Below are 20,927 nucleotides of genomic sequence, written 5' to 3'. Positions count from 1 at the left end.
CACGGCTCGCAACGCAAGTAACGGCAAAGGCAGGAATTGGCATGATCGGCGCGCTCGCCCGCAAGTTTTTCGGCTCCGCCAACGACCGGCGGGTGAAGGGGTACCAGTCCCGAGTCAACGCCATCAACGCGCTTGAGCCCGAGGTCTCCAAACTATCGGACGAGGCGCTGAAAGCCCGCACCGCCGAATTCCGCCAGCAGCTCGCCGACGGCAAGACGCTCGACGACATCCTGGTTCCGGCCTTCGCCACCGTCCGCGAGGCTGCCAAGCGCACCCTCGGCCAGCGCCATTTCGACGTCCAGCTGATCGGCGGCATGGTGCTGCACGAGGGCGACATCGCCGAGATGAAGACTGGCGAAGGCAAGACGCTGGTGGCGACGCTGGCGGTCTATCTGAATGCGCTGGCCAGCCGCGGCGTCCACGTCGTCACCGTCAACGATTACCTCGCCCGCCGCGATAGCGAATGGATGGGCCAGATCTACAACTTCCTCGGGCTCACCGTCGGCGTGATCGTGCATGGCCTCGATGACGCCGAGCGCAAGGACGCCTATTCGCGCGACATCACTTACGGCACCAATAACGAATACGGCTTCGACTATCTGCGCGACAACATGAAGTACCGGCTGGAGGACATGGTCCAGCGCGGCCACTATTACGCGATCGTCGACGAAGTCGACTCGATCCTGATCGACGAAGCGCGCACGCCGCTGATCATCTCCGGTCCGCTCGACGACCGCTCGGATTTCTACAACACCATCGACACCTTCATGCCGAAGCTGGAGAAGGTTGTCGACTTCGAGGTCGACGAGAAGCAGCGCACGGTGACGCTGACCGAAGGCGGCATGGAGAAGATCGAGACGCTGCTGCGCGACGCCGGTCAGCTCAAGGGCGAGTCGCTCTACGACGTCGAGAACGTTTCGGTCGTGCACCACGTCAACCAGGCGCTGCGCGCCCACTCGCTGTTCACCCGCGACAAGGACTACATCGTCCGCGACAACGAAGTCGTCATCATCGACGAGTTCACGGGACGCATGATGCCGGGGCGGCGCTATTCCGAAGGCCTGCACCAGGCGCTGGAAGCCAAGGAGCACGTCCAGGTCCAGCCGGAAAACCAGACGCTGGCTTCGATCACCTTCCAGAACTATTTCCGCATGTACGAGAAGCTGTCGGGCATGACCGGTACGGCCGCGACCGAAGCCGACGAATTGTTCGACATCTACAAGCTCGAGGTCGTGGAAATTCCGACCAACGTGCCGGTGGCGCGTCTCGACGAGGACGACGAGGTCTACCGCACCCAGAACGAGAAATACGCCGCGATCCTGGCGGAGATCGAACGCGCCAATGCGCGGATGCAGCCGGTGCTGGTCGGCACCGCCTCGATCGAAAAGTCGGAAGTGCTGGCCGATTATCTGAAGAAGCACGGCTACAAGCAGATCGATTTCGGCAGCGAAGCCGGCATGGAGAAGCTCTATGCCGCAGCGCGTGCGGGCAAGCCGGCAAAACTGTTCGCGGTCCTGAACGCGCGCTTCCACGAGCAGGAAGCCTATATCGTCGCCGAAGCAGGCGTCCCCGGCGCGATCACGATCGCGACCAACATGGCGGGTCGCGGTACCGACATCAAGCTCGGCGGCTCGCTCGATATGCGGATCCAGCAGGAGACCGCCAGCATTACCGACGAGGCCGAGAAGGCCAGGAAGATCGAGCAGATCAAGGCCGACATCGAGCGCTTCCGCGAGATCGTGCTGAAGGCCGAGGAGACGATCGAAATCGAGCCCGCCAAGGGCTCCAAGCCGGCCAAGACCGTGACCAAGCCCGGCGGGCTCTACATCATGGGCTCGGAGCGGCATGAATCCCGCCGCATCGACAACCAGCTCCGCGGCCGTTCCGGCCGTCAGGGCGACCCCGGCCGCTCAAAATTCTTCCTGTCGCTGGAAGACGACCTGATGCGGATTTTCGGCTCCGACCGGCTCGACAGCATGCTGCAGCGGCTCGGCCTGAAAGAGGGCGAGGCCATCATCCATCCCTGGATCAACAAGGCCCTGGAGAAGGCGCAGCAGAAGGTCGAAGCCCGCAACTTCGACATCCGCAAGAACCTCCTGAAGTTCGACAATGTCCAGAACGACCAGCGCAAGGTGATCTTCGACCAGCGCGTCGACCTGATGAAGGACGACAGCGTCGCCGAGACGGTTGCCGACATGCGCCACGCCTTCGTCGATGACGTCGTCACCAAGCACGTGCCGGAACACGCCTATGCCGAGCAATGGGACGTCGCGGGCCTGAAGGAAGAACTGAAGCGCGTGCTCGATGTCGACCTGCCGGTCGACGAATGGGCGAAGGAAGAGGGCATCGCCGACGAGGAATTGCTCTCCCGCATCGAGAAGCATGTCGACGAGCACATGGCGGCCAAGGTCGCGCAATGGGGCCCCGACGTGATGCGCTACGTCGAGAAGACCATCCTGCTGCAGACGCTGGATCACCTCTGGCGCGAGCATCTGATCATGCTCGACCATCTGCGCCAGGTGATCGGCCTGCGCGGCTACGGCCAGCGCGATCCGTTGCAGGAATACAAGTCGGAAGCCTTCAGCCTGTTCGAGGCGATGATCGCGCATCTGCGCGAGGCGGTGACGGCGCAATTGATGCGCGTCGAGATCGTGCCGCCGGAAGAGCAGCAGCCGGTGCTGCCGGCGATGGAGGCGCACAAGTTCGATCCCAATACCGGCGAAGACGAGATGGCGTTCGCCAGCGCCTCGCTGGTACCTCAGGTCGCCGCCGCCGATCGCGATCCGAAAAACCCCGCAAGCTGGGGCAAGGTCGGGCGCAACGAGGATTGCCCCTGCGGCAGCGGCAAGAAGTACAAGCACTGCCACGGCAAGTACGGTTAGGCTGGCACTGATCGGTAGGGTGGGCAAAGGCGCTCTTCGCCGTGCCCACCGGCAAGCTGCGCTCGAGATCCTTGAGGGTGGGCACGCTTGCGCTTTGCCGCGGCGGTCCCGATTTCAATACCTCTGCGTCACAACACTGGTGGCAGGTCATCGCCTGCCACCAATTTTATGATCGTGCTCGATAGTCTGCAGGCAAGATAGCCCGAGCCGTCACCGATCTCTTAGCCGCCGGGCGGGGTGTACGAGCCTTTAATCTGCGCTGCCTTCTGGCGAACTTGCGTAATTTCATCCGGCGTCCACAGGCGGGTGAGGGTTACATTGTGGACAGCGCCGCTCGCAATCACAACGCCTGACATCGCCGATGCCGAGTTGGGATCGGGCACATCAAAGATCACGAGAACGCCGGGCCCGTTGGCAGCAGTGCTGTACATCGAAATCAACTTGCCGCCGGCGGCTTCGACCATCTTCTTGGCCGCTTCGTAGCGATTGGTCTTGGGGTTTTCCAGAATCGCGTTGAGAGATTTTGGCGTGTATTGTGCGGTCATACAAAAATGCATGATGTCCTCCTGTTGGGGCGTGTTTGATCGATGAGGCGTTGGCCTCTCGTCCGGCTCAAATGAAAAGCGGGCCGGCCCAAAACCTGGAGATGAAGGACTTTAGCCCCGCCGTGGGCATGATGCCGCTGATACTCTGGCGGGTCTTCGGCACTACCCGCTGGCGGCCTGCCGTCAGGCTATATCAACTTCGTATCACGCGGAAGAGCGCGCTGGTTCGGCCAACGATCGCCTGAGGCGATCACTCCCTTACCGCTGCCTGTAGTTATGGGCACGCATGGCGTGTTTCGCCTGTCCGAGACAACGCGCTTTAATGCGCGCGAGCGCTCAGTTCGAGCTGTCGATCAGGCTTTCCAGCAGCCGCTTGAGCTCGTTGGTCGACTTGTCGCCGTAGCTCTCCAGGATGTGCTCCTCCTGGCTCACCGCCAAAGAGTTCAGCCGCTTGCTCAGCGCCTTGCCACGGTCGGATACGAACATCAAAACCTTGCGGCGATCCTTGGGGTCCTGAACGCGGTAGACCAGCGCGTCCGACACCATGCGGTCGACCATCTTGGTCAGCGTGGGATGGTTGAGGAGAACGGCATCGGCCAGTTCGCCCATCGAATGCCCGTTGCCGTCGGACAGAACTTTAAGGATGCGCCACTGCTCGACGGGCACACCTTCCTTGCTCAGCCGCATCTCCAACTGCCGGTTGATCTCCCGGTTGGCCTGCGCGAGCAAATAGGCGAGATGTTCGGTGATGGGGGAATTGTCTTTCGGCGGTTTGGCCACGGCTGAGACTTCGTCTTGACCTGAATGAGTGAATGTCTGGCAATCGATGCCGTTTCTATATGCACTTCAATTGTTGAATATTCAATATTTTCCAATAGGATATTTCTCCAGCTAAGGAGTGTGGATGCCGTGGCCACCCTCCTGGATGTGTTTTGGTCTGGTGCCAGACAGGAGTTGGCGTGCTCTCGACGGTAAACTTCCCGGCTCCCGGCGGTTATGCGATTCCGCCGTCGTTGCTGTTTCGAAACCTGGCGAAAGCGACGGACGATCTCGACCTGTCCACAATCAAGCCGGGCTCGTCGCGGCGCCGCGGCGCGCACAGCAAGCTGCGGATCGGGAATTTTCTCACCTTCTCGGGGTCGCCCGGAATCTGGGGGCCCACGTCGACCAACAGCGTCGTGCTGGCGATCGACGAAATCAACGGGCGCGGCGGCATTCTCGGGCGCGAGCTCGAATTGTCGATCTACGAGTCCGGCGGACCGATGGAGGACGTTGTGCGGCGCGCCGAGCAGGCGATCGCCTTCGACGAAGTCGATCTCATCATGGGGTCGCATATCAGCGCGGTCCGCGTCGCGTTGCGCAAGGTCACCCGCAATCGCATTCCCTACATCTATACGCCCGTCTATGAGGGCGGTGAGCATACGCCAGGCGTCATGGCGATCGGCGAGACGCCGCGCTGGCAAAGCCGGCCGGCGATTCATTGGCTCGCGGACGTCAAGAAGGCCTCGCGCTGGTATCTGATCGGCAGCGACTATGTCTGGCCCTGGCAATCGCATCGCGCGGTGAAGAAATACATCGCTGAAGCCGGCGGCCGTGTCGTCGGCGAGGAGTTCGTTCCGGTTGGCGAAGACAATCACGAGCCGCATCTGGCGCGCATCAAAGCCGCGCGGCCGGACGTTGTGCTGATTTCCCTGATCGGCACCGACAGCATCACCTTCAACCGCGCCTTCGGCGAATGCGGTCTCGCCGCCACCACGCTGCGGCTTGCCGGTGCGATGGACGAAACCGTCCTGCTCGGCATCGGCGCTGACAACACCGACAACCTCTATTGCGCCTCCGGCTATTTCAATTGTGTCGGCTCGCGCGCCAATGACGATTTCCTGATCCGCTATCGCGCGATGTTCGGCCCGCACGCCCCGCCGATCGGCTCGGTCGGCCAATCCAACTATGAGGGATTGCGGTTCCTCGAAGCGGCAGCCGCCCAGGCCGGCACGTTGTCGATGGGGCCGCTGCTGTCGGCAGCGCGCAACGTGGTCTATGCAGGCGCCCGCGGCCCCATCACCATCCGTGACGGCCGCGCCGAGATGCCGATGTATCTCGCCGAGGCCGATGGCCTCGACTTCAAGGTGATCAAGACGATCTAGCAACGTCGCGACAATCTTCTTCGGCGAAGATCCGAAATAATGCTTGAAAAGGAAAATATTTCCGTTTTGAATACCGCGGCGAGGCCGACGGTTAGCGCGCGACAAGCGCGGCCCGCGGCTGCGCACCCAGGGATCAAAAGCTGCAGGAGAGCGCCGTGTCAGTCGTCCTTCCAACACCAACGCAACTTCGTGCCGTCGCTGAACAATGCGGGCTGTCGCTGACGGAAGAGGACGTGGCCTCGTTTCGCGGCCTGATGCAGGGCTCGATCGACGCTTACAATCTCGTCGCGGCAATGCCGGACGAGGTGCCCGCGGTGAAATATCCGCGCACGCCCGGCTACCGGCCTTCGCCGGAAGAGAACCCGCGCAACGCCTGGTACCGGAAGTCGACGGTGAAAGGCGCGGCGTCCGGCAAGCTCAAAGGCAAGACGGTCGCGCTCAAGGACAACATCATGCTGGCCGGCGTGCCGATGATGAACGGATCGGCGACGCTGGAAGGCTATGTGCCTGATTTCGACGCCACCATCGTCACGCGCATGCTGGACGCCGGCGCCGAGATCGCCGGCAAGGTTCATTGCGAATCCTTCTGCATGTCCGGCGGCAGCCATACCGGCGCGGTGGGGCCTGTGCACAATCCGCACAAGATGGGCTATTCGGCCGGCGGCTCGTCGTCGGGCTCCGGCGTCGTCGTTGCACTCGGCGAGGTCGACATGGCGATCGGTGGTGACCAGGGTGGTTCGATCCGCATGCCGTCCTCGTTCTGCGGCACCTATGGCATGAAGCCGACCTGGGGGCTGGTTCCCTATACCGGCATCATGCCGATCGAGATCTTTGTCGATCACACGGGGCCAATGACCGCGACGGTGGCCGACAACGCATTGCTGCTGGAGGTGATTGCCGGCGACGACGGTTATGATCCGCGCATCAAGGCCCCGAAGGTCGAGGAATACACCAAGGCGCTCGGCGGCGGCGTCAAGGGCATGAAGATCGGCATCCTGAAGGAGGGGTTTGAGCAGCCGAATGCGGAGGCCGCGGTCAATGAGAGCGTGCGCGAGGCGGCGATGCGCTTCAAGGACCTCGGTGCCTCGGTCGAGCAAGTCTCGATCCCGATGCATCTGACCGGACCTGCGATCTGGACGCCGATCGGCACCGAAGGCATGACGCAGACCATGATGTACGGCGACGGCTATGGCCTGAGCCGCGCCGACCTGTACTCGACGTCGCTGATGGATTTCCATCGTGGCTGGCGGCGGCAGGCCGACTCGCTGTCGGAGACCACAAAGCTGTTCCTGCTGCTCGGCACCTACATCAACAACAATTTCGGTCCGCGCTACTACGGCAAGGCGCTCAACATTTCGCGGCGGCTGACCGCGGCCTATGACAAGGCGTTCAAGGACTACGATCTGCTGCTGCTGCCGACGACGCCGATGAAGGCGACGCCGCTGCCGCCGGCCAATGCGAGCCGCGAGGACTATGTCGCCCGCGCGCTGGAAATGATTGCCAACACCGCGCCGTTCGACATCACGCATCATCCGGCCATGTCGCTGCCCTGCGGCATGGTCGACGGCCTGCCTGTCGGACTGATGCTGGTCGGCCGCATGTTCGAGGAATCGACGATCTACCGCGCCGCGCACGCCTTCGAGCAGATCGGTGACTGGAAGAAGATGTGAGCAACGCTTTGTTGCAGGCGGGTTGGATCGCAAGGCATGGCTAGCACCTTCGTCGCGGCGTTCGAGATCCTGAGTTTCGGCGCGATCATCGTTTTGGTCGTGCTGGGACTCGGAATCATCGCCAGCATGATGGGGATCTTCAACTTTGCGCAGGGCGAATTCGTCCTGCTCGGCGCCTACGTTACCTATCTGGCGTTCAGCCGTGGCGCTCCCATCTGGGCCGGCATGCTCGCGGCGCCCTTCATCGTCGGCGCGTTCGGCTTCGTGCTGGAGGCGCTGATCATCCGCCGCTTCTACGCCGCGCCCATCGTGGCGATGCTGGGCACTTACGCGCTCGGCCTGATCATCCGCGAGAGCGTGCGCGGCCTGATCGGCGGCTTCTACCTGACCGTGCCCGAGCCGATCGGCGGCTCGATCGATATCGGCACGATGCATATTTCGGCGTGGCGTTTCACGATCATCGTCATCACGCTGTTGGTTATAGGCGGTTGTTATCTACTGCTGTCACGGACCAGCTTCGGTCTTCGCGTGCGCGCGACACTGGAAAATCCTGCGCTGGCGCGGGCGTCGGGAATCTCGACGCCCATGATCTACGGCGCCACCTTTGCCTTCGGTGCCGCGCTGGCGGGGCTTGCCGGCGCGTTGATCGTGCCCGTGTTCAGCCTGTTCGCCGATCTCGGCATCCGCTTCCTGATCCAGGGCTTTGTCGCCGTCATGGTCGGTGGTGTCGGATCCTTTATCGGGCCGGTTGCCGGAGCTGGCCTGATCGGAACCCTCAGCGCCGCGCTGCCCTGGGTCATGGCGCCCGTGATCGCCGATGTCCTCGTCTTCGTACTTGCCATCGTCTTCATCAAATTCCGGCCGCAAGGCCTCATCGCTGGAAAAGGGGTTTAGTCTCATGTTTGCTGATCGCCTCGATTTGACGCGCCGTCGTTTCCTCAGCGGCTTTGCTTTCACGACCGGCGCGATTGCCACAGGGGTCGGCAGCTGGGTGGTGAGGCCCGACTGGGCCAACGCCGCCGAAGGCCCGATCAAGGTCGGCATCGCAACCGATCTTACCGGCCCGATCGCCTATGCCGGAAACGCCGACGCCAATGTCGCCAAGATGGTCATCAAGGAGATCAACGCTGCCGGCGGCCTGCTCGGACGGCCGCTCGAACTCTATATCGAGGACACCGCATCGAATGAATCCGTCGCCGTCGGCAACGTCCGCAAGCTGATCCAGCGCGACAAGGTCGACATGGTGCTTGGCGGCATCACCTCCTCGATGCGCAACGCGATCAAGGACCCGATCGTGGCGCGCGGCAAGACGTTGTACATCTATCCGCAGCTTTACGAGGGCAAGGAATGCACGCCCAATCTGTTCTGCACCGGGCCGACCCCGGCGCAGCAATGCGACGAGTTCATTCCCTGGCTGATCAAGAACGGCGGCAAGAAGTTTGCACTGCCGAGCGCCAACTATGTCTGGCCGCACACACTCAACGTCTATGCCCGCAAGGTGATTGAAGCCAACGGCGGCGAGGTCGTGTTCGAGGAATACTATCCGCTCGACCAGGTCGACTTCTCGGCCACCGTCAACCGGATCGTCTCCAACAAGGTCGACGTCGTCTTCAACACCGTGATCCCGCCCGGCGTCGGCCCGTTCTTCAAGCAGCTCTATGAGGCAGGCTTCCTGAAGAATGGTGGGCGGCTTGCCTGCGTCTACTATGACGAGAACACGCTCAACATCAATCAGGCCAACGAGATCGAGGGCCTTGCGAGCTGCCTCGACTATTTCAAAGCCCTGACCAAGGACGATCCGGTCAGCGCGAAGATCCAGGCCGCCTACGAGAAGGATTTCCCCGGCAACTTCCTGTTCGCAGCCGGCAGCGCGGCGACCGGCACCTATCGCGGGCTGAAACTGTGGGAAGCGGCAGTCAAGGAAGCCGGCAAGATCGACCGCGACGCAGTGGCCGCGGCGCTGGATCACGCCAAGATCGCGGAAGGCCCGGGCGGGCCGGCCGAGATGGTGCCGGGCAAGCGGCACTGCAAGATGAAGATGTACACGGCCGTTGCCAAAGGCGGGAACTATGAGATCGTGGGACGCAGCGATGGTCTCGTCGATCCCAAGGAATGCTGAGCGATCCATGGGCGCAGCAAAGCAGGCCCTTCGCGCAACGCTGGGCGAAGGGCCGGAAGTCTCAATGGCTGACGATGGACCGGATGGAGCATTGCCGGCGCGGCAGGCCGCGACAGGACTGAAGGTCCTGCCGATCGTGGAAGGATTGGTGTTGATCGTAGCGCTGATCCTGCCGCTGTTCCTGCAGGACTATCTCACGGTGTTCGCGACCCGTGTCGTCATCCTCGCCTTGTTCGCGCTCTCGTTCGATCTGGTGTGGGGGTATGCCGGCATCATGAGCTTCGGCCAGGCGCTGTTCTTCGGCGCGGCCGGCTATGGCGTCGCATTGATGGCGCGGGACCTCAACATCACCTCGATCCTCCTGGTGCTGCCGGCGGGAACGCTGATCGGGCTCACCAGCTCGCTCCTGCTCGGTGGCTTTCTGCTGCTCGGCCGGCATCCCTCCAGCGTGATCTTCGTCGCGCTCGGTACGCTTACCGGGTCCTACGCCGCCGACCGCTTGGCGCGCGGCTGGTACTATCTCGGCGGACAGAACGGCATTCCCTCGATCCCACCGATGTCGCTCGGCAGCTACGACCTCACCGAGGGGCCGGTCTACTATTACTTTGCGCTCGGCATTCTGGCGATCGTCTATCTGCTGTGCCGTTTCCTGGTGCGGTCGCAGTTCGGTCTCGCGCTGGCCGGGCTTCGCGAGAACGAGCAGCGCATCGCCTTCTTCGGCTACAAGACGCAGCACCTGAAGGCGATCGTGTTCGCCGTCGGCGGCACCATCGCGGGGCTTGCCGGCAGCCTCTACGCGTTTCACGAGGGTTTTGTCTGGCCCAACATGCTGGGCGTGGTGATCTCGACCCAGGTCGTGCTTTACGTTTTATTCGGCGGATCGGGCACGTTGATCGGCGCGGTCATCGGCGCTGTCATCATCGAGGGCGTCAGCTTCTGGCTCTCGGACAATTATCGCGAGATCTGGCCGATCATTCTCGGCGTGCTGCTGCTGCTGGTGATCCTGTTCCGCCCGCTCGGGCTGATCAGTTTCGTGCTCGGCGAACGCGAGCGCGTCGGCAGTTTCGGGGCGGCACGCAAGGAGAAGCGCAATGCCGCTCCTTGAAGCCACCGGCATCGGCAAAGTGTTTGGCAAGCTCACCGCGCTTGATGGTGCCGCCCTGACGGTGGGCGAGAACGAATTTCACGGCCTGATCGGGCCGAACGGCTCGGGAAAAAGCACGCTGATGAAGTGCGTCGCCGGGGCCGAGATGCCGACCCGGGGCAAGGTCAGCTTCGTGAACCGCGACATCACTGCGCTGTCGCCGACCGAGCGCGCCCGTGCCGGCATGAGCCTGAAATTCCAGATTACCAGCGTGTTGCCGAATTTGACGTTGTACGACAACATCCTGCTGGCGCTACAGGCGCAGTCGTCGCTGTTCGATCTGGTATTCTCGCGCACGCGCGGCGTGCTGCACGACCATGTGATGACGATGCTGAGCCAGTTTCGCCTCGCCGATCGCGCACATGACGCTGCCGCAGCGCTGTCGCACGGGCAGCAGCAATGGCTGGAGATCGCCATGGCGCTTGCCGGCAAGCCGCGGTTGTTGCTGCTGGATGAGCCGACCGGCGGCATGAGCCTGGAGGAGCGCCGCGTCACCGGCGAACTGCTGCAGCCGATCAAGCGGCATTGCTCGCTGGTGATTGTCGAGCACGATCTGGATTTCATCCGCGATATCTGCGACCGCCTTACCGTACTCGACCAAGGCCGTGTGCTCGCGTCCGGAACGGTCGCCGAGATCCAGGCCAACAGAAACGTCCAGGAGATTTATCTGCGCCGTGCCTGAACAGACATTTCTCGATATCAGGCATCTCGATGCCGGTTATGGCCGCAGCCAGGTGCTGTTCGATGTCAACATCGGCATTCCCTGGCGCGGCGGCGTCGCCGTGCTCGGCCGCAACGGCGCGGGCAAGACCACGCTGATGAAGACGATCGTCGGCGAGCTGGCGAGTTCGAAAGGCGAATTGTTCTTCGATGGTCGCGACATCACCCGGCGCCGCACCGAGGAGCGGGTCCGCTCGGGCATCGGCTATGTGCCGCAGGAACATTCGGTGTTCGCGCGCCTTTCGGTACGCGACAATCTCGCAGTCGGCTCGCTGTTCAATCCTGATCCGGCAGCGGTCGATCGGGTCCTTGCCATCTTCCCGAAGCTCGGGCAGCGGCTCGACCAGCCGGCCGGCACGCTGTCGGGCGGCGAGCGCAAGATGCTGGCAATCGGGCGTGCGATGTTGGGGAATCCCAAATTGCTGTTGCTGGACGAGCCGACCGAAGGCGTGTGGGTCGGCGTGATCGAGGAGATTACCGAGCGACTGATTGAGTTGGCCAAGCAGATCGCGGTCGTCGTCGTCGAGCAGCATCTCGACCTCGCGCTGCGCGTCGCCGACTATGCCTATGTGCTCGATCGCGGTCGGGTGGCGCTGCAGGGGGCGGCAGGCGAGGTGCGGAGTGATCCGGAACTGTTGCGATACCTGGCACCGTAGCGCGCGGAAGGCATCCGTTTCCACGGCTGATCCGGCCACGAAGCTCCGTGACGGCTACTTCGCCGCCCCGAAGCGGCTGTCGAACGAGTTCGTCGACACGATCGGCGCCGAGCCCGAGACCTGATTGTCCTTGGCGGCGGTAGCCGGAGCATCCGACAGCGACGGTTTCAGCGGCGGGCGGGTTGCGGCAGCGTGCTTGGTATCGGGCTTCGGTGCCGTGGTCTTGGGCGCGGACGCTTCAGGACGCGGCGGCTGCTTGGTCTCGGCCGCCTTCGGCTTTGAAGGCGGCGTGCTGGCGGTGGCGTCGGCTGCGCCGCCACCGAACCCGACCTTGCGAGCGAGATTGGAGAACCACCCATCATTCTGGCTCGTGGCCGTGGGCGCTGCATTCGCGACCCGTGTCGGGGCAGGAGCAGGTGCGGCAGCCGGCGCGGCGACCAGCTTCGGCTGCTCCGGCGCGCCCATCAGCAAATTCTCGGAAGGCGCCCGGTCGGCGGGGGCTTTCGGCGGATTGACGTGGGAGGGAACGGTGCCGGGCGCCCGCGCCATCAGCGACAGGCTCGAGCCGTCGCCGGGCTCCGAAAGACCGGTGCTGCCCTCGGGCACGCGGGCGGCGAATACCCGGTGCATGCCGCCGTCGATGCCGGTGTTGGTCCGTGCCACCGGCGTTCCCTTGGCAATCAGCCGCGCGGTCTCGGCGAGATCAGTGGCCTGCTTGTCGCGGACGGCGTCGGCGACTTCTTCGGGAATTACATAGGCCGGGCACTTGGCCGAAGCGTCGAATACCGGGTCACGCGTCGCGTTCGGCGGCTTGGCGGCATCGAACACGTATTTCTTTTCGCAGAAATCGACCTTCGGCTCCTGCTTCGTCACCTCGAAATGATCATTGCCTTCCTTGATCATTTTCCAGAACGGCATGTTCGGATTGTTGCGATGCTTCGCCATGTTCGTTGGCGTCATCTTGAACGGATAGGCCTGCAACTGGAACGATTTCTGGCCGCCGAAGAAGGATTCGCGGCCCAGCGAATAGATTTCCGCGATCTGCTCGTCCGTCATCGCGTAGCAACCGCGCGAGGAGCAGTCGCCATGCACCATCAACTGCGAGCCGGTGCGTCCCAGCGCCTTGTCGAACGCATTGGGATAGCCGGTGTTGAAGGAGAGATAGTAGGCCGACTGCGGATTCATCTGCGCCGGCGAGATCGAATAGAAGCCTTCGGGCGCCTGGCGGTCGCCTTCCTTGACCTTGGGGCCGAGATCGCCCGACCACCGGCAGATCGGATAGGTTTTGAGCAGCGCGAAGCGGCCGGAGCGGTCCTGCTTCCAGATTTCCAGTTCGGCTTCCTGCTTGAACAGGCGGACCAGGATCGGGGATTGCAGATCCATGTCCTTCGCCGCCATGTCGGCGACCAGCTTTGGCGGGACGGGCTGGTTGGCCTTGGCGTTGTTGGCGAGCGACATGTCCTCGCCATTGCAGCCGGCGAGCAATGCGCCCGTGCCTGCGAGGGCAGCCGACGTGACGAGCGCGCGAACAAGCGACCGGTTAATCAAAGGCTAAGCTCCACACCCACCGGGCATTTTCGCACCCCACATCACAGCGAACATGCCCTGAAGCCATTAGATAAAACTGTATCCTTTGACCTCCTGCGCCGCAACCCGAACGAGACCGTCCAGCGGCTGCGGGCGGCAGGCATGGTCAACAGAATTTAAAGACCGGCGCCGCGGCCTAATTGCGGCCGAATCAAGTGCGCTGGCGAAAATAATGGCCGTTTAGAGGTTGTTAAAGTTTTGTGGCAGGCGGGGCCCGGGCGACCACGCCAAGCGTCAGGAGATTCGGGGCTGAAGCAATCAGCCGAGTTTGCGGCCGATATCGAGGAATTTCTGCCGCCGCTGCCGGCGGATGCCGTCCGCATCGAGGTTGCGCAGCTCGTTGAAGGCCTCGGCGATGGCATCGCCGGTGGCCGAAATCATCGCAGCCGAATCGCGATGGGCGCCGCCGGAGGGCTCTTTCAGGATCTGGTCGATCACGCCGAAGCGCAGCATGTCCTGCGCGGTGATCTTCATGTTGGTGGCGACTTCCTGGGCCTTGGTGCCGTCGCGCCACAGGATAGAGGACGCCGCTTCCGGCGAGATCACGCTGTAGATCGCGTGCTCGAACATCATCACCTTGTTCGCGGTCGTGATGGCGATGGCGCCACCCGACATGCCTTCGCCGGTGATGATCGCGACATTGGGGACGCCGAGCGAGAGGCAGGTGTCGGTCGAGCGCGCGATCGCTTCCGCCACGCCGCGTTCCTCGGCGCCGATGCCGGGATAGGCGCCGGCGGAATCCGCGAGCGACAGCACGGGGATGCCGAAACGGTCTGCCATCTCCATCAGCCGCACCGCCTTGCGATAGCCTTCGGGGCGGGCCATGCCGAAATTGTGCTTGATGCGGCTGTCGGTGGTGGCGCCCTTTTCCTGGCCGATCACGCAGATGCTCTCGCCGCGGAAGCGGCCGAATCCGCCCATCAGCGCCTCGTCGTCGGCGAATTTGCGGTCGCCGGCGAGCGGGGTGAATTCGGTGATCAGCGTGCTGACGAAATCGGTGAAATGCGGGCGCTGCGGATGGCGCGCCACCAGCGTCTTCTGCCATGGCGTCAAATTGGCATAGAGGTCGCTGAGCGCCTGCTGCGCCTTGTCCTCGATGCGCGAAATCTCGTCGCCGATGTCGCTGCCGGACGCCGCGAGCGCGCGCAATTCGTCGACCTTGGCTTCAAGTTCGGCGACGGGTTTTTCGAAGTCGAGGTAGCTGCGCATCTGATCCGGCATCAAAGCAATATAGGTAACAACGTGCTTTGTGGCGAAGCGGTTTCGATTCGCTTCAGGAAAGCACGCATCTTCAATGATTTAGCGTGCATCTCGGTCCGGTGACCCGGTTTTCCGAAAGCGCGCCAAACAAGGCCGCGGGCGGGAGACGGCTGTTTCGGGGGAGACGGCGCGGAAGTCAAGGCGTGGCTTGCGGCGAAGGTTACTTCTCCGCTAGCGGGTGCAGGTCGCGCACCAGGCTTTTCAACCGTTCCTCGACCACGTGGGTATAGATCTGCGTGGTGGAGATGTCGGTATGGCCGAGCAGCGTCTGCACGATGCGCAGGTCCGCGCCGTTATGCAGCAGGTGACTGGCAAAGGCGTGGCGCAGCACGTGCGGCGAGACCAGCCGCGGCGCGAGGCCCGATGCCGCCGCCAGTTCCTTCAGGTCGCGGGCAAAATGCTGCCGCGTCAGGTGGCCGCTCTCGCCGAAGGACGGAAACAGCCATTTCGACGGGCTGGCACTTTTCTTCTTTTCGGGCTTGAGCGCTTCCACCGCGGCGAGGTAATCGGCCATCGCCTGCCGCGATGCTTCGTTGAGCGGCACCAGCCGTTCCTTGTTGCCCTTGCCGCGCACCACGATCATGCGGGCGTCTCGCCGCGAGGCCGACAGCGGCAGCGCCACCAGTTCCGAGACGCGCAGGCCGGTGGCGTAAAGCACTTCAAGAAGGCAATACAGCCGCAGCGCGCGTAGCCGCTGCTGGGGCGAAGCGTTCTCCGCCCCGGTCAGTTCCTTGGCCCGCGTCAACATGCGGTCGACATCAGCGATCGACAGCACCTTCGGCAGCCCCCGGCCGCGTTTCGGGCCGGACAGGATCGCCGCCGGATCGTCGCTGCGGATCCGCTCGTTCAGGAGGAAACGGAATAAATGCCGCATCGCCGACAGCCGCCGCGCCACGCTGGAGGATTTGAAGCCGCGGGTGTCGAGGTCGGCGAGGTAATCGCGCAGCACGTCCGTCCCGGCGCCGGAAAAGCTCTGCCCCGCGCGGGTCAGAAACTCCGATAGATCGGTAAGGTCACGGCGATAGGCGTCCAGCGTGTTGTCGCCCGCGCCCTGTTCCGCCGCGAGCATGTCGAGGAACAGGCTGATCAGTTTCTCGTCTTTGGCCGTCTTGCTGGAACGCATTACCTGGACATCCCCGTCGATGGAGATGCCTCTCCCCGAATTGGCCTCTCACCAATCAGACGATAGCGGCTATTTCTTGAGGAACTTGTCTGCGGGGATGGTGACGGTCATTTCCCGGGGCTTTGGGGTCACGAAGTTCGCCAGCGCAAAAATGGCGCCATAGATCACCCCGGCGATCACGCCGACGACCGTCAAAAAGCGGAACAAACTGGGCATAGCTGGGCTCAGGGCGGCGAATTAACCAATGAAATCATCCATCATGTTCCCATCCCCGTGGCAAGAGTCTCTGGCAACGGCCTCGATGGGGGTAGTATAGGTGGCGCAGCGCGGGTCAAATCCCGCCAAAGAGCAGGGTTTTTGATGTCCGAGACCGCCGCACCGGCACAGGCGAGCCCGACCCAGGAGGCCGACATCACGTCGGCGCTGGGAAGGCGTTCGATCGTGCTGGTCGGCATGATGGGCGCCGGCAAGTCGACCATCGGCCGGCGGCTAGCGGCGCGGCTGCAACTGCCGTTTAGCGACGCCGACACCGAGATCGAGACGGCGCACCGGATGACGATCCCGGAAATCTTCCAGAACTACGGCGAGCCTTATTTTCGGGATGGCGAAGCCCGGGTGATCGCGCGAATCCTTGAGGGACGTCCGGTGGTGCTTGCCACCGGCGGCGGCGCCTTCATGCGCGAGGAGACCCGCAACCGCATCCGCGACAAGGCGGTCTCGATCTGGCTCAAGGCGGACGTCGACATTATCATGAAGCGCGTCAAGCGCCGGGCCGACCGGCCGCTGCTGCAAACTGAGGATCCGGTCGGGACCGTCAGCCGCCTGCTCGAAGCGCGCGAGCCGGTCTACCAGACCGCCGACCTGATCATTTTGTCACGCGACGTCCCGCACGACCGTATCGTCGAAGAATGTATCGATGCCCTGCGCGCCCGGCTATGCGTAGGCAGCCCTTCTGCCCAGCCGGCAACCGACGGGATCAACGTCACGCCATGACTGCGCCACTGAAACATTCCGCCGATATCATGGTCGACGTTGCCCTTGGCGACCGCGCCTATGACATCGTCATCGGCCGCGGCGTGCTGGAGACGCTCGGCCCGCGCGTCGCCGCGCTGCGCCCGGGCGTGCGGACTGCCATCGTCACCGACCGCACTGTGGCCAAGCACTGGCTGGAGCCGACCGAGCGCTCGCTCACTGAAGCCGGCATTCCGACTTCACGCATCATCGTCGAGGAAGGCGAGATATCGAAAACCTATGCCGGTCTTGAAAAGGTCTCGGAAGCACTGATCGCGGCGAAGATCGAGCGCAACGATCTGGTGATCGCGCTCGGCGGCGGCGTGGTCGGCGATCTCGCCGGCTTCGCGGCGGCGATCCTGCGGCGCGGCGTCGATTTCGTGCAGGTGCCGACCTCGCTGCTGGCGCAGGTGGATTCCTCGGTCGGCGGCAAGACCGGCATCAATTCGCCCCAGGGCAAGAATTTGCTCGGCGCGTTCCATCAGCCGGTTCTGGTGATCGCGGATACTTCCGTGCTCGACACGTTGTCGCCGCGCCAGTTCCGCGCCGGCTACGCCGAGGTCGCCAAATATGGCGTGCTCGGCGATGAAGCCTTTTTCACCTGGCTCGATGCCAACCACGCCGAGATCTTCTCTGGCGGCGCGGCGCGCGAGCATGCGATCGCAACCTCCTGCCGCGCCAAGGCCGCGATCGTCTCCCGCGACGAGCGCGAAAATGGCGAGCGTGCGCTGCTCAATCTCGGCCACACGTTCGGCCATGCGCTGGAAGCTGCGACCGGCTTTTCCGATCGCCTGTTCCATGGCGAAGGCGTTGCCATCGGCATGGTGCTGGCGGCGGAGTTTTCCGCGAAACTCGGCATGATCTCGGCGGCCGACGCCGCCCGTGTCGAACGTCACCTTGCGTCGGTCGGGCTGCCGACCCATTTGCAGGACATCGCGGGCTTTGCCCAGGAGGGGCTTGCGGATGCCGACGCCCTGATGGCGCTGATGGCGCAGGACAAGAAGGTCAAGCGCGGCAAGCTGACCTTCATCCTGCTGCAGGCGATCGGCCGCGCGGTGGTCGCAAACGACGTCGAGCCGGCCCTGGTCCGAGATTTCCTGCAACAGAAACTGTCGGGATGAGAATGGGAATGCCGGGGCGCAGCCTGGAGCGAGCGTCGCGCGGGGAAGGCGCCGTCACGAGGCATATATGAGTTCGACCGCGTTCAACCTGCTGCTCGCGATTCTCTTGCTCGCCGCAAACGCGTTTTACGTGGCCGCCGAGTTTGCGCTGGTCAAGAGCCGCGGCTTTCGCATCCGGGCGATGGTCGAGCAGGACCGCTTCGGCGCGCGCCTGTTGCATGGGATGATGGGCAATATCGAGGCCTATCTCGCCTGCTGTCAGCTCGGCATCACCATGGCCTCGCTCGGCCTCGGCTGGGTCGGCGAGCCCACCGTGTCGGCGTTGCTGGAGCCGCTGCTGATCCCGCTCGGCATGTCGGAACGTACGCTGCACTTCGTGTCGTTCCTGGCTGGCTTTCTGATATTCTCGTCGCTGCATATCGTCATCGGCGAGCAGGTGCCGAAGACGTTCGCGATCCGCCAACCGACGCCGGTCTCGCAATGGATCGCCTATCCGCTGCATCTGTCCTACCTGGTTTTCTGGCCGCTGAACTGGCTGCTCAACGCCGCATCGCGCGGGATCCTGCGCATGTTCGGCGTGCAGGAATCTTCCCAGCATGAAATCCTCACCGACTCCGAGATTGAAGGATTGGTCGAGGAATCCGCCGTGCATGGCGGCATCGAAAGCGGCGAGGCCGAGTACATCCATAACGTCTTCCGCTTCGGCGATCTTGCCGTCTCCGACGTCATGGTCCACCGCACGGCCATGATGATGATCAACGCCGATCTGCCGCCCGAAGACCTGGTGCGCGAGGTGCTGGCGACCGAGTACACTCGCATTCCGCTGTGGCGCGACAAGCCGGAAAACATCATCGGCGTGCTGCACGCCAAGGATCTCCTGCGCGCGATCCGCGCCTCCGAAGGCGATATGTCGCGCATCAATGTTTCCGCGATCATGCTGCCGCCCTGGTTCGTGCCGGAGATGCGGCCTTTGTCCGAGCAGTTGAAGGCGTTCCGCCGCCGCAAGACCCACTTTGCGCTCGTCGTCGACGAATACGGCGAAGTCGAGGGCATGGTGACGCTGGAAGACATCCTGGAGGAGATCGTCGGCGATATTTCCGACGAGCACGATGTCGTGGTAGCCGGCGTTCGCGTCCAGGCCGACGGCTCCGTCGTGGTCGATGGGTCGGTGCCGATCCGCGATCTCAACCGCGCCATGAACTGGCATCTGCCCGATGAGGAGGCGACCACGGTAGCGGGCCTCGTGATCCACGAAGCGCGCTCGATCCCCGAGCGCGGCCAGAATTTCACCTTCCACGGCTGCCGCTTCCGCGTGCTGCGCCGCGAGCGCAACCGCATCACCGCGCTGAAGATCACGCCGCTGCCGCGCGAAGCCGAGGGTGAGGAGCCGAAGCCGAAGCGGGCAGGAACGGCGTTCTAGCGCGGGATATTGCGCCGGGCATCACGCCGGGATGGCGCGATTGTCGGGATAGTCGTAGGCGACCGCCGCTTTGAAGCCGTCGATTCTGTCGATGATGAGCTGCCGGTAATCTGCGGCAGAAATTCCGCGGTCGCGCACCAGCGTCAGGCCGCGTGACACGGGAATCAACAGGTCGCCAGGAATGTTCCCGCGCAATGAGTGGATAGCAGCAGCGTCCCCGCCTTGCGCGCCAAGACCCGGCGCAAGGATGATCGAGCGGGGCAGAAGTTGACGCAGGCGCCGGCCTTCATGTGGGACTGTCGCACCCACCACGGCGCCTATGGCATTCATTCGCGAAGATCCGTTGGTGTTGGCTCCGATTGCCGCAATGAGATCGGCAAGACGATCGGAAACGAGGCGATTGCCGGTCATCTTGTCCTGAAGCCAGCCCGCGCCGGGATTGGAGGTTCGGCAAAGCACGAACAGGCCCTTGCCAAAGCGGTTTGCGCATTCCACGAAAGGTTCAAGCGTATCCGGCCCCATCAACGGGTTCACAGTCAGGCAGTCGGCTTCGAAGTCGCCGCTGCCGCCGGCTGAAGCGGGGGTTAGATAGGCGCGGGCATAGGCGGCAGCAGTCGCGCCGATGTCCCCGCGTTTGGCGTCGAGAATAACGCCGATGCCCGCGGCCCGTGCCTTCTCGATGCCGGCAGCGAGCACCCTCAAGCCTGTCAGTCCGCAGGCCTCAAAATAAGCCGACTGGAATTTGACGAAGCCGATGCGTCCCTCGATGGATTCGATCATGAAATCGACGAACCGCTCGATCCAGACGTCGTCCTGGCCGAAGAACTCCGGGACGTCGGAACGCGAGGGATCGATGCCGGCGACGAGGTCGCCGAATTTCGCGACATTTCTTTCAACCAGCTCAATCCATGAAGGAAATTCCATTTCTTGCCTTCCCGGGAAAGATATCGCCTCATTCATTCATATCCGAATAGCATTTCCTGATTGGCAAAATGGAATCGAGTTCGGGTTTCGCACCGCTGATTGGCTGCCCGATATCCCCGGGAGTTCTATCGCCAGCGCGTTCTTCTGAACGCGTCATTCGATATCGATCGCGACGCCGGAGAGCTTCCACTGCCCATCGGAGGGGATGAACCCGAGCTGGTATTTCACTTTTTTGGGCGTGGTGTCGAAACGACCTTTCAGGCGCAGCACGCCCTTGTCGTCGATCTTGGCGTCTTCCTCTGAAATGACCGGGCTGGCGACGATGGCGTCGAACACGGCGTGCTTCTCGACCAGGTCCTTGAAGACGGCCCGCAGCTTGTCGGGTGGAAACTGATCGCGGAACGGCTTTGAGATCTTGGCGTGCAGCACCGTGAAATTGTCCGACGCCACCGCATCGTTGAGCGTCACTAGAATGCTCTTGATCAGCACTTCCTGGACAAAGGGGCTCGGCATGTCCAGCGCCTGCGCCCGCACGGAGGAGGCCGCAATCGTTAGCGCCACGGCGGCGGCCCATCTGAAGCGTGCCCAATATCGCATCGGA

At 63.0% G+C, this 20,927-nt stretch carries 19 protein-coding genes; 11 read left to right on the top strand and 8 right to left on the bottom strand.

Annotated features, from left to right (window positions below; genetic code table 11):
- Nucleotides 1-41: 41 nt before the first annotated feature.
- Nucleotides 42-2,882 carry a preprotein translocase subunit SecA gene (gene secA / locus CQ14_RS25465; protein ID WP_057860598.1) on the top strand — a complete coding sequence of 947 codons (2,841 nt, stop codon included), beginning with the start codon at nt 42-44 and terminating at the stop codon, nt 2,880-2,882.
- Nucleotides 2,883-3,103: 221 nt separating this feature from the next.
- On the opposite strand, the gene CQ14_RS25460 is transcribed toward secA, so the two are convergent.
- Both CQ14_RS25460 and CQ14_RS25450 read right to left on the bottom strand, forming a co-directional pair.
- Nucleotides 3,104-3,439, bottom strand: a complete 336-nt coding sequence (locus tag CQ14_RS25460) for a GYD domain-containing protein (RefSeq protein ID WP_057860597.1) — start codon at nt 3,437-3,439, stop codon at nt 3,104-3,106.
- Nucleotides 3,440-3,763: 324 nt separating this feature from the next.
- Nucleotides 3,764-4,207 (bottom strand): MarR family winged helix-turn-helix transcriptional regulator, encoded by a 444-nt coding sequence (locus CQ14_RS25450; protein WP_057860595.1) that lies wholly within the window; start codon nt 4,205-4,207, stop codon nt 3,764-3,766.
- A gap of 179 nt (nt 4,208-4,386) precedes the next feature.
- Here CQ14_RS25450 and CQ14_RS25445 point away from each other — a divergent pair, with 179 nt between their 5' ends.
- The 7 genes from CQ14_RS25445 (at nt 4,387) to CQ14_RS25415 (ending at nt 11,880) form a co-directional block, all read left to right on the top strand.
- Nucleotides 4,387-5,571, top strand: a complete 1,185-nt coding sequence (locus tag CQ14_RS25445) for a substrate-binding domain-containing protein (RefSeq protein WP_057860594.1) — start codon at nt 4,387-4,389, stop codon at nt 5,569-5,571.
- A gap of 155 nt (nt 5,572-5,726) precedes the next feature.
- Nucleotides 5,727-7,241 carry an amidase gene (locus CQ14_RS25440; RefSeq protein ID WP_057860593.1) on the top strand — a complete coding sequence of 505 codons (1,515 nt, stop codon included), beginning with the start codon at nt 5,727-5,729 and terminating at the stop codon, nt 7,239-7,241.
- 36 nt (nt 7,242-7,277) lie between these two features.
- Nucleotides 7,278-8,135 carry a branched-chain amino acid ABC transporter permease gene (locus tag CQ14_RS25435; protein ID WP_057860592.1) on the top strand — a complete coding sequence of 286 codons (858 nt, stop codon included), beginning with the start codon at nt 7,278-7,280 and terminating at the stop codon, nt 8,133-8,135.
- Nucleotides 8,136-8,139: 4 nt separating this feature from the next.
- Entirely contained in the window at nt 8,140-9,360 is a 1,221-nt protein-coding gene (locus tag CQ14_RS25430) for a substrate-binding protein (protein ID WP_057860591.1), read from the top strand.
- 64 nt (nt 9,361-9,424) lie between these two features.
- Nucleotides 9,425-10,465, top strand: coding sequence for a branched-chain amino acid ABC transporter permease (locus CQ14_RS25425; RefSeq protein WP_245320494.1), 1,041 nt, complete (start codon nt 9,425-9,427; stop codon nt 10,463-10,465).
- Nucleotides 10,452-11,186, top strand: coding sequence for an ABC transporter ATP-binding protein (locus tag CQ14_RS25420; RefSeq protein WP_057860589.1), 735 nt, complete (start codon nt 10,452-10,454; stop codon nt 11,184-11,186). The genes CQ14_RS25425 and CQ14_RS25420 overlap by 14 nt, the downstream gene beginning before the upstream one ends.
- Entirely contained in the window at nt 11,179-11,880 is a 702-nt protein-coding gene (locus CQ14_RS25415) for a branched-chain amino acid ABC transporter ATP-binding protein (RefSeq protein ID WP_057860588.1), read from the top strand. The genes CQ14_RS25420 and CQ14_RS25415 overlap by 8 nt, the downstream gene beginning before the upstream one ends.
- 54 nt (nt 11,881-11,934) lie before the next feature.
- Here the strand turns inward: CQ14_RS25415 and CQ14_RS25410 are convergent, their stop codons facing one another.
- From CQ14_RS25410 to CQ14_RS25395, 4 genes are all read right to left on the bottom strand, one after another.
- The gene (locus CQ14_RS25410) at nt 11,935-13,428 is read right to left on the bottom strand and encodes a L,D-transpeptidase family protein (RefSeq protein WP_057860587.1); all 1,494 of its coding nucleotides are present in this window, start codon (nt 13,426-13,428) and stop codon (nt 11,935-11,937) included.
- A 297-nt stretch (nt 13,429-13,725) separates the two neighbouring features.
- The gene (locus CQ14_RS25405) at nt 13,726-14,688 is read right to left on the bottom strand and encodes an acetyl-CoA carboxylase carboxyltransferase subunit alpha (RefSeq protein WP_057860586.1); all 963 of its coding nucleotides are present in this window, start codon (nt 14,686-14,688) and stop codon (nt 13,726-13,728) included.
- Nucleotides 14,689-14,887: 199 nt separating this feature from the next.
- The gene (gene xerD / locus CQ14_RS25400) at nt 14,888-15,850 is read right to left on the bottom strand and encodes a site-specific tyrosine recombinase XerD (protein WP_057860585.1); all 963 of its coding nucleotides are present in this window, start codon (nt 15,848-15,850) and stop codon (nt 14,888-14,890) included.
- A 69-nt stretch (nt 15,851-15,919) separates the two neighbouring features.
- A complete protein-coding gene (locus tag CQ14_RS25395) occupies nt 15,920-16,066 on the bottom strand; it encodes a hypothetical protein (RefSeq protein WP_057860584.1) in 147 nt (48 codons plus the stop codon).
- 144 nt (nt 16,067-16,210) lie between these two features.
- Here CQ14_RS25395 and CQ14_RS25390 point away from each other — a divergent pair, with 144 nt between their 5' ends.
- The 3 genes from CQ14_RS25390 (at nt 16,211) to CQ14_RS25380 (ending at nt 19,402) form a co-directional block, all read left to right on the top strand.
- Nucleotides 16,211-16,843, top strand: coding sequence for a shikimate kinase (locus CQ14_RS25390; RefSeq protein ID WP_057860583.1), 633 nt, complete (start codon nt 16,211-16,213; stop codon nt 16,841-16,843).
- Entirely contained in the window at nt 16,840-17,982 is a 1,143-nt protein-coding gene (aroB, locus tag CQ14_RS25385; RefSeq protein ID WP_057860582.1) for a 3-dehydroquinate synthase, read from the top strand. Before CQ14_RS25390 ends, aroB begins: the two co-directional genes overlap by 4 nt.
- A 67-nt stretch (nt 17,983-18,049) precedes the next feature.
- Nucleotides 18,050-19,402 (top strand): hemolysin family protein, encoded by a 1,353-nt coding sequence (locus CQ14_RS25380; RefSeq protein ID WP_057860581.1) that lies wholly within the window; start codon nt 18,050-18,052, stop codon nt 19,400-19,402.
- Nucleotides 19,403-19,423: 21 nt separating this feature from the next.
- Here the strand turns inward: CQ14_RS25380 and pyrF are convergent, their stop codons facing one another.
- Nucleotides 19,424-20,326 carry an orotidine-5'-phosphate decarboxylase gene (pyrF, locus tag CQ14_RS25375; RefSeq protein WP_057860580.1) on the bottom strand — a complete coding sequence of 301 codons (903 nt, stop codon included), beginning with the start codon at nt 20,324-20,326 and terminating at the stop codon, nt 19,424-19,426.
- Nucleotides 20,327-20,479: 153 nt separating this feature from the next.
- Nucleotides 20,480-20,923, bottom strand: a complete 444-nt coding sequence (locus CQ14_RS25370; protein ID WP_057860579.1) for a hypothetical protein — start codon at nt 20,921-20,923, stop codon at nt 20,480-20,482.
- Between the last annotated feature and the right edge of the window lie 4 nt (nt 20,924-20,927).

The sequence above is a fragment of the Bradyrhizobium lablabi genome (genome assembly GCF_001440475.1).
In the GTDB taxonomy this organism is placed as follows: Bacteria; Pseudomonadota; Alphaproteobacteria; order Rhizobiales; family Xanthobacteraceae; genus Bradyrhizobium; species Bradyrhizobium lablabi.
Note: the sequence above shows the minus strand (reverse complement) of the source record. Positions and strands in the feature narration are given on the sequence as shown.

Coding starts and splice junctions, on each gene's coding strand:
- CQ14_RS25370 (WP_057860579.1), bottom strand. CDS start 20,923: ATGCGATATTGGGCACGCTTCAGATGGGCCGCCGCCGTGGCGCTAACG.
- CQ14_RS25425 (WP_245320494.1), top strand. CDS start 9,425: ATGGCTGACGATGGACCGGATGGAGCATTGCCGGCGCGGCAGGCCGCG.
- CQ14_RS25460 (WP_057860597.1), bottom strand. CDS start 3,439: ATGCATTTTTGTATGACCGCACAATACACGCCAAAATCTCTCAACGCG.
- secA (WP_057860598.1), top strand. CDS start 42: ATGATCGGCGCGCTCGCCCGCAAGTTTTTCGGCTCCGCCAACGACCGG.
- xerD (WP_057860585.1), bottom strand. CDS start 15,850: ATGCGTTCCAGCAAGACGGCCAAAGACGAGAAACTGATCAGCCTGTTC.
- pyrF (WP_057860580.1), bottom strand. CDS start 20,326: ATGGAATTTCCTTCATGGATTGAGCTGGTTGAAAGAAATGTCGCGAAA.
- CQ14_RS25420 (WP_057860589.1), top strand. CDS start 10,452: ATGCCGCTCCTTGAAGCCACCGGCATCGGCAAAGTGTTTGGCAAGCTC.
- CQ14_RS25395 (WP_057860584.1), bottom strand. CDS start 16,066: ATGCCCAGTTTGTTCCGCTTTTTGACGGTCGTCGGCGTGATCGCCGGG.
- CQ14_RS25405 (WP_057860586.1), bottom strand. CDS start 14,688: ATGCCGGATCAGATGCGCAGCTACCTCGACTTCGAAAAACCCGTCGCC.
- CQ14_RS25430 (WP_057860591.1), top strand. CDS start 8,140: ATGTTTGCTGATCGCCTCGATTTGACGCGCCGTCGTTTCCTCAGCGGC.
- CQ14_RS25380 (WP_057860581.1), top strand. CDS start 18,050: ATGAGTTCGACCGCGTTCAACCTGCTGCTCGCGATTCTCTTGCTCGCC.
- aroB (WP_057860582.1), top strand. CDS start 16,840: ATGACTGCGCCACTGAAACATTCCGCCGATATCATGGTCGACGTTGCC.
- CQ14_RS25435 (WP_057860592.1), top strand. CDS start 7,278: ATGGCTAGCACCTTCGTCGCGGCGTTCGAGATCCTGAGTTTCGGCGCG.
- CQ14_RS25390 (WP_057860583.1), top strand. CDS start 16,211: ATGTCCGAGACCGCCGCACCGGCACAGGCGAGCCCGACCCAGGAGGCC.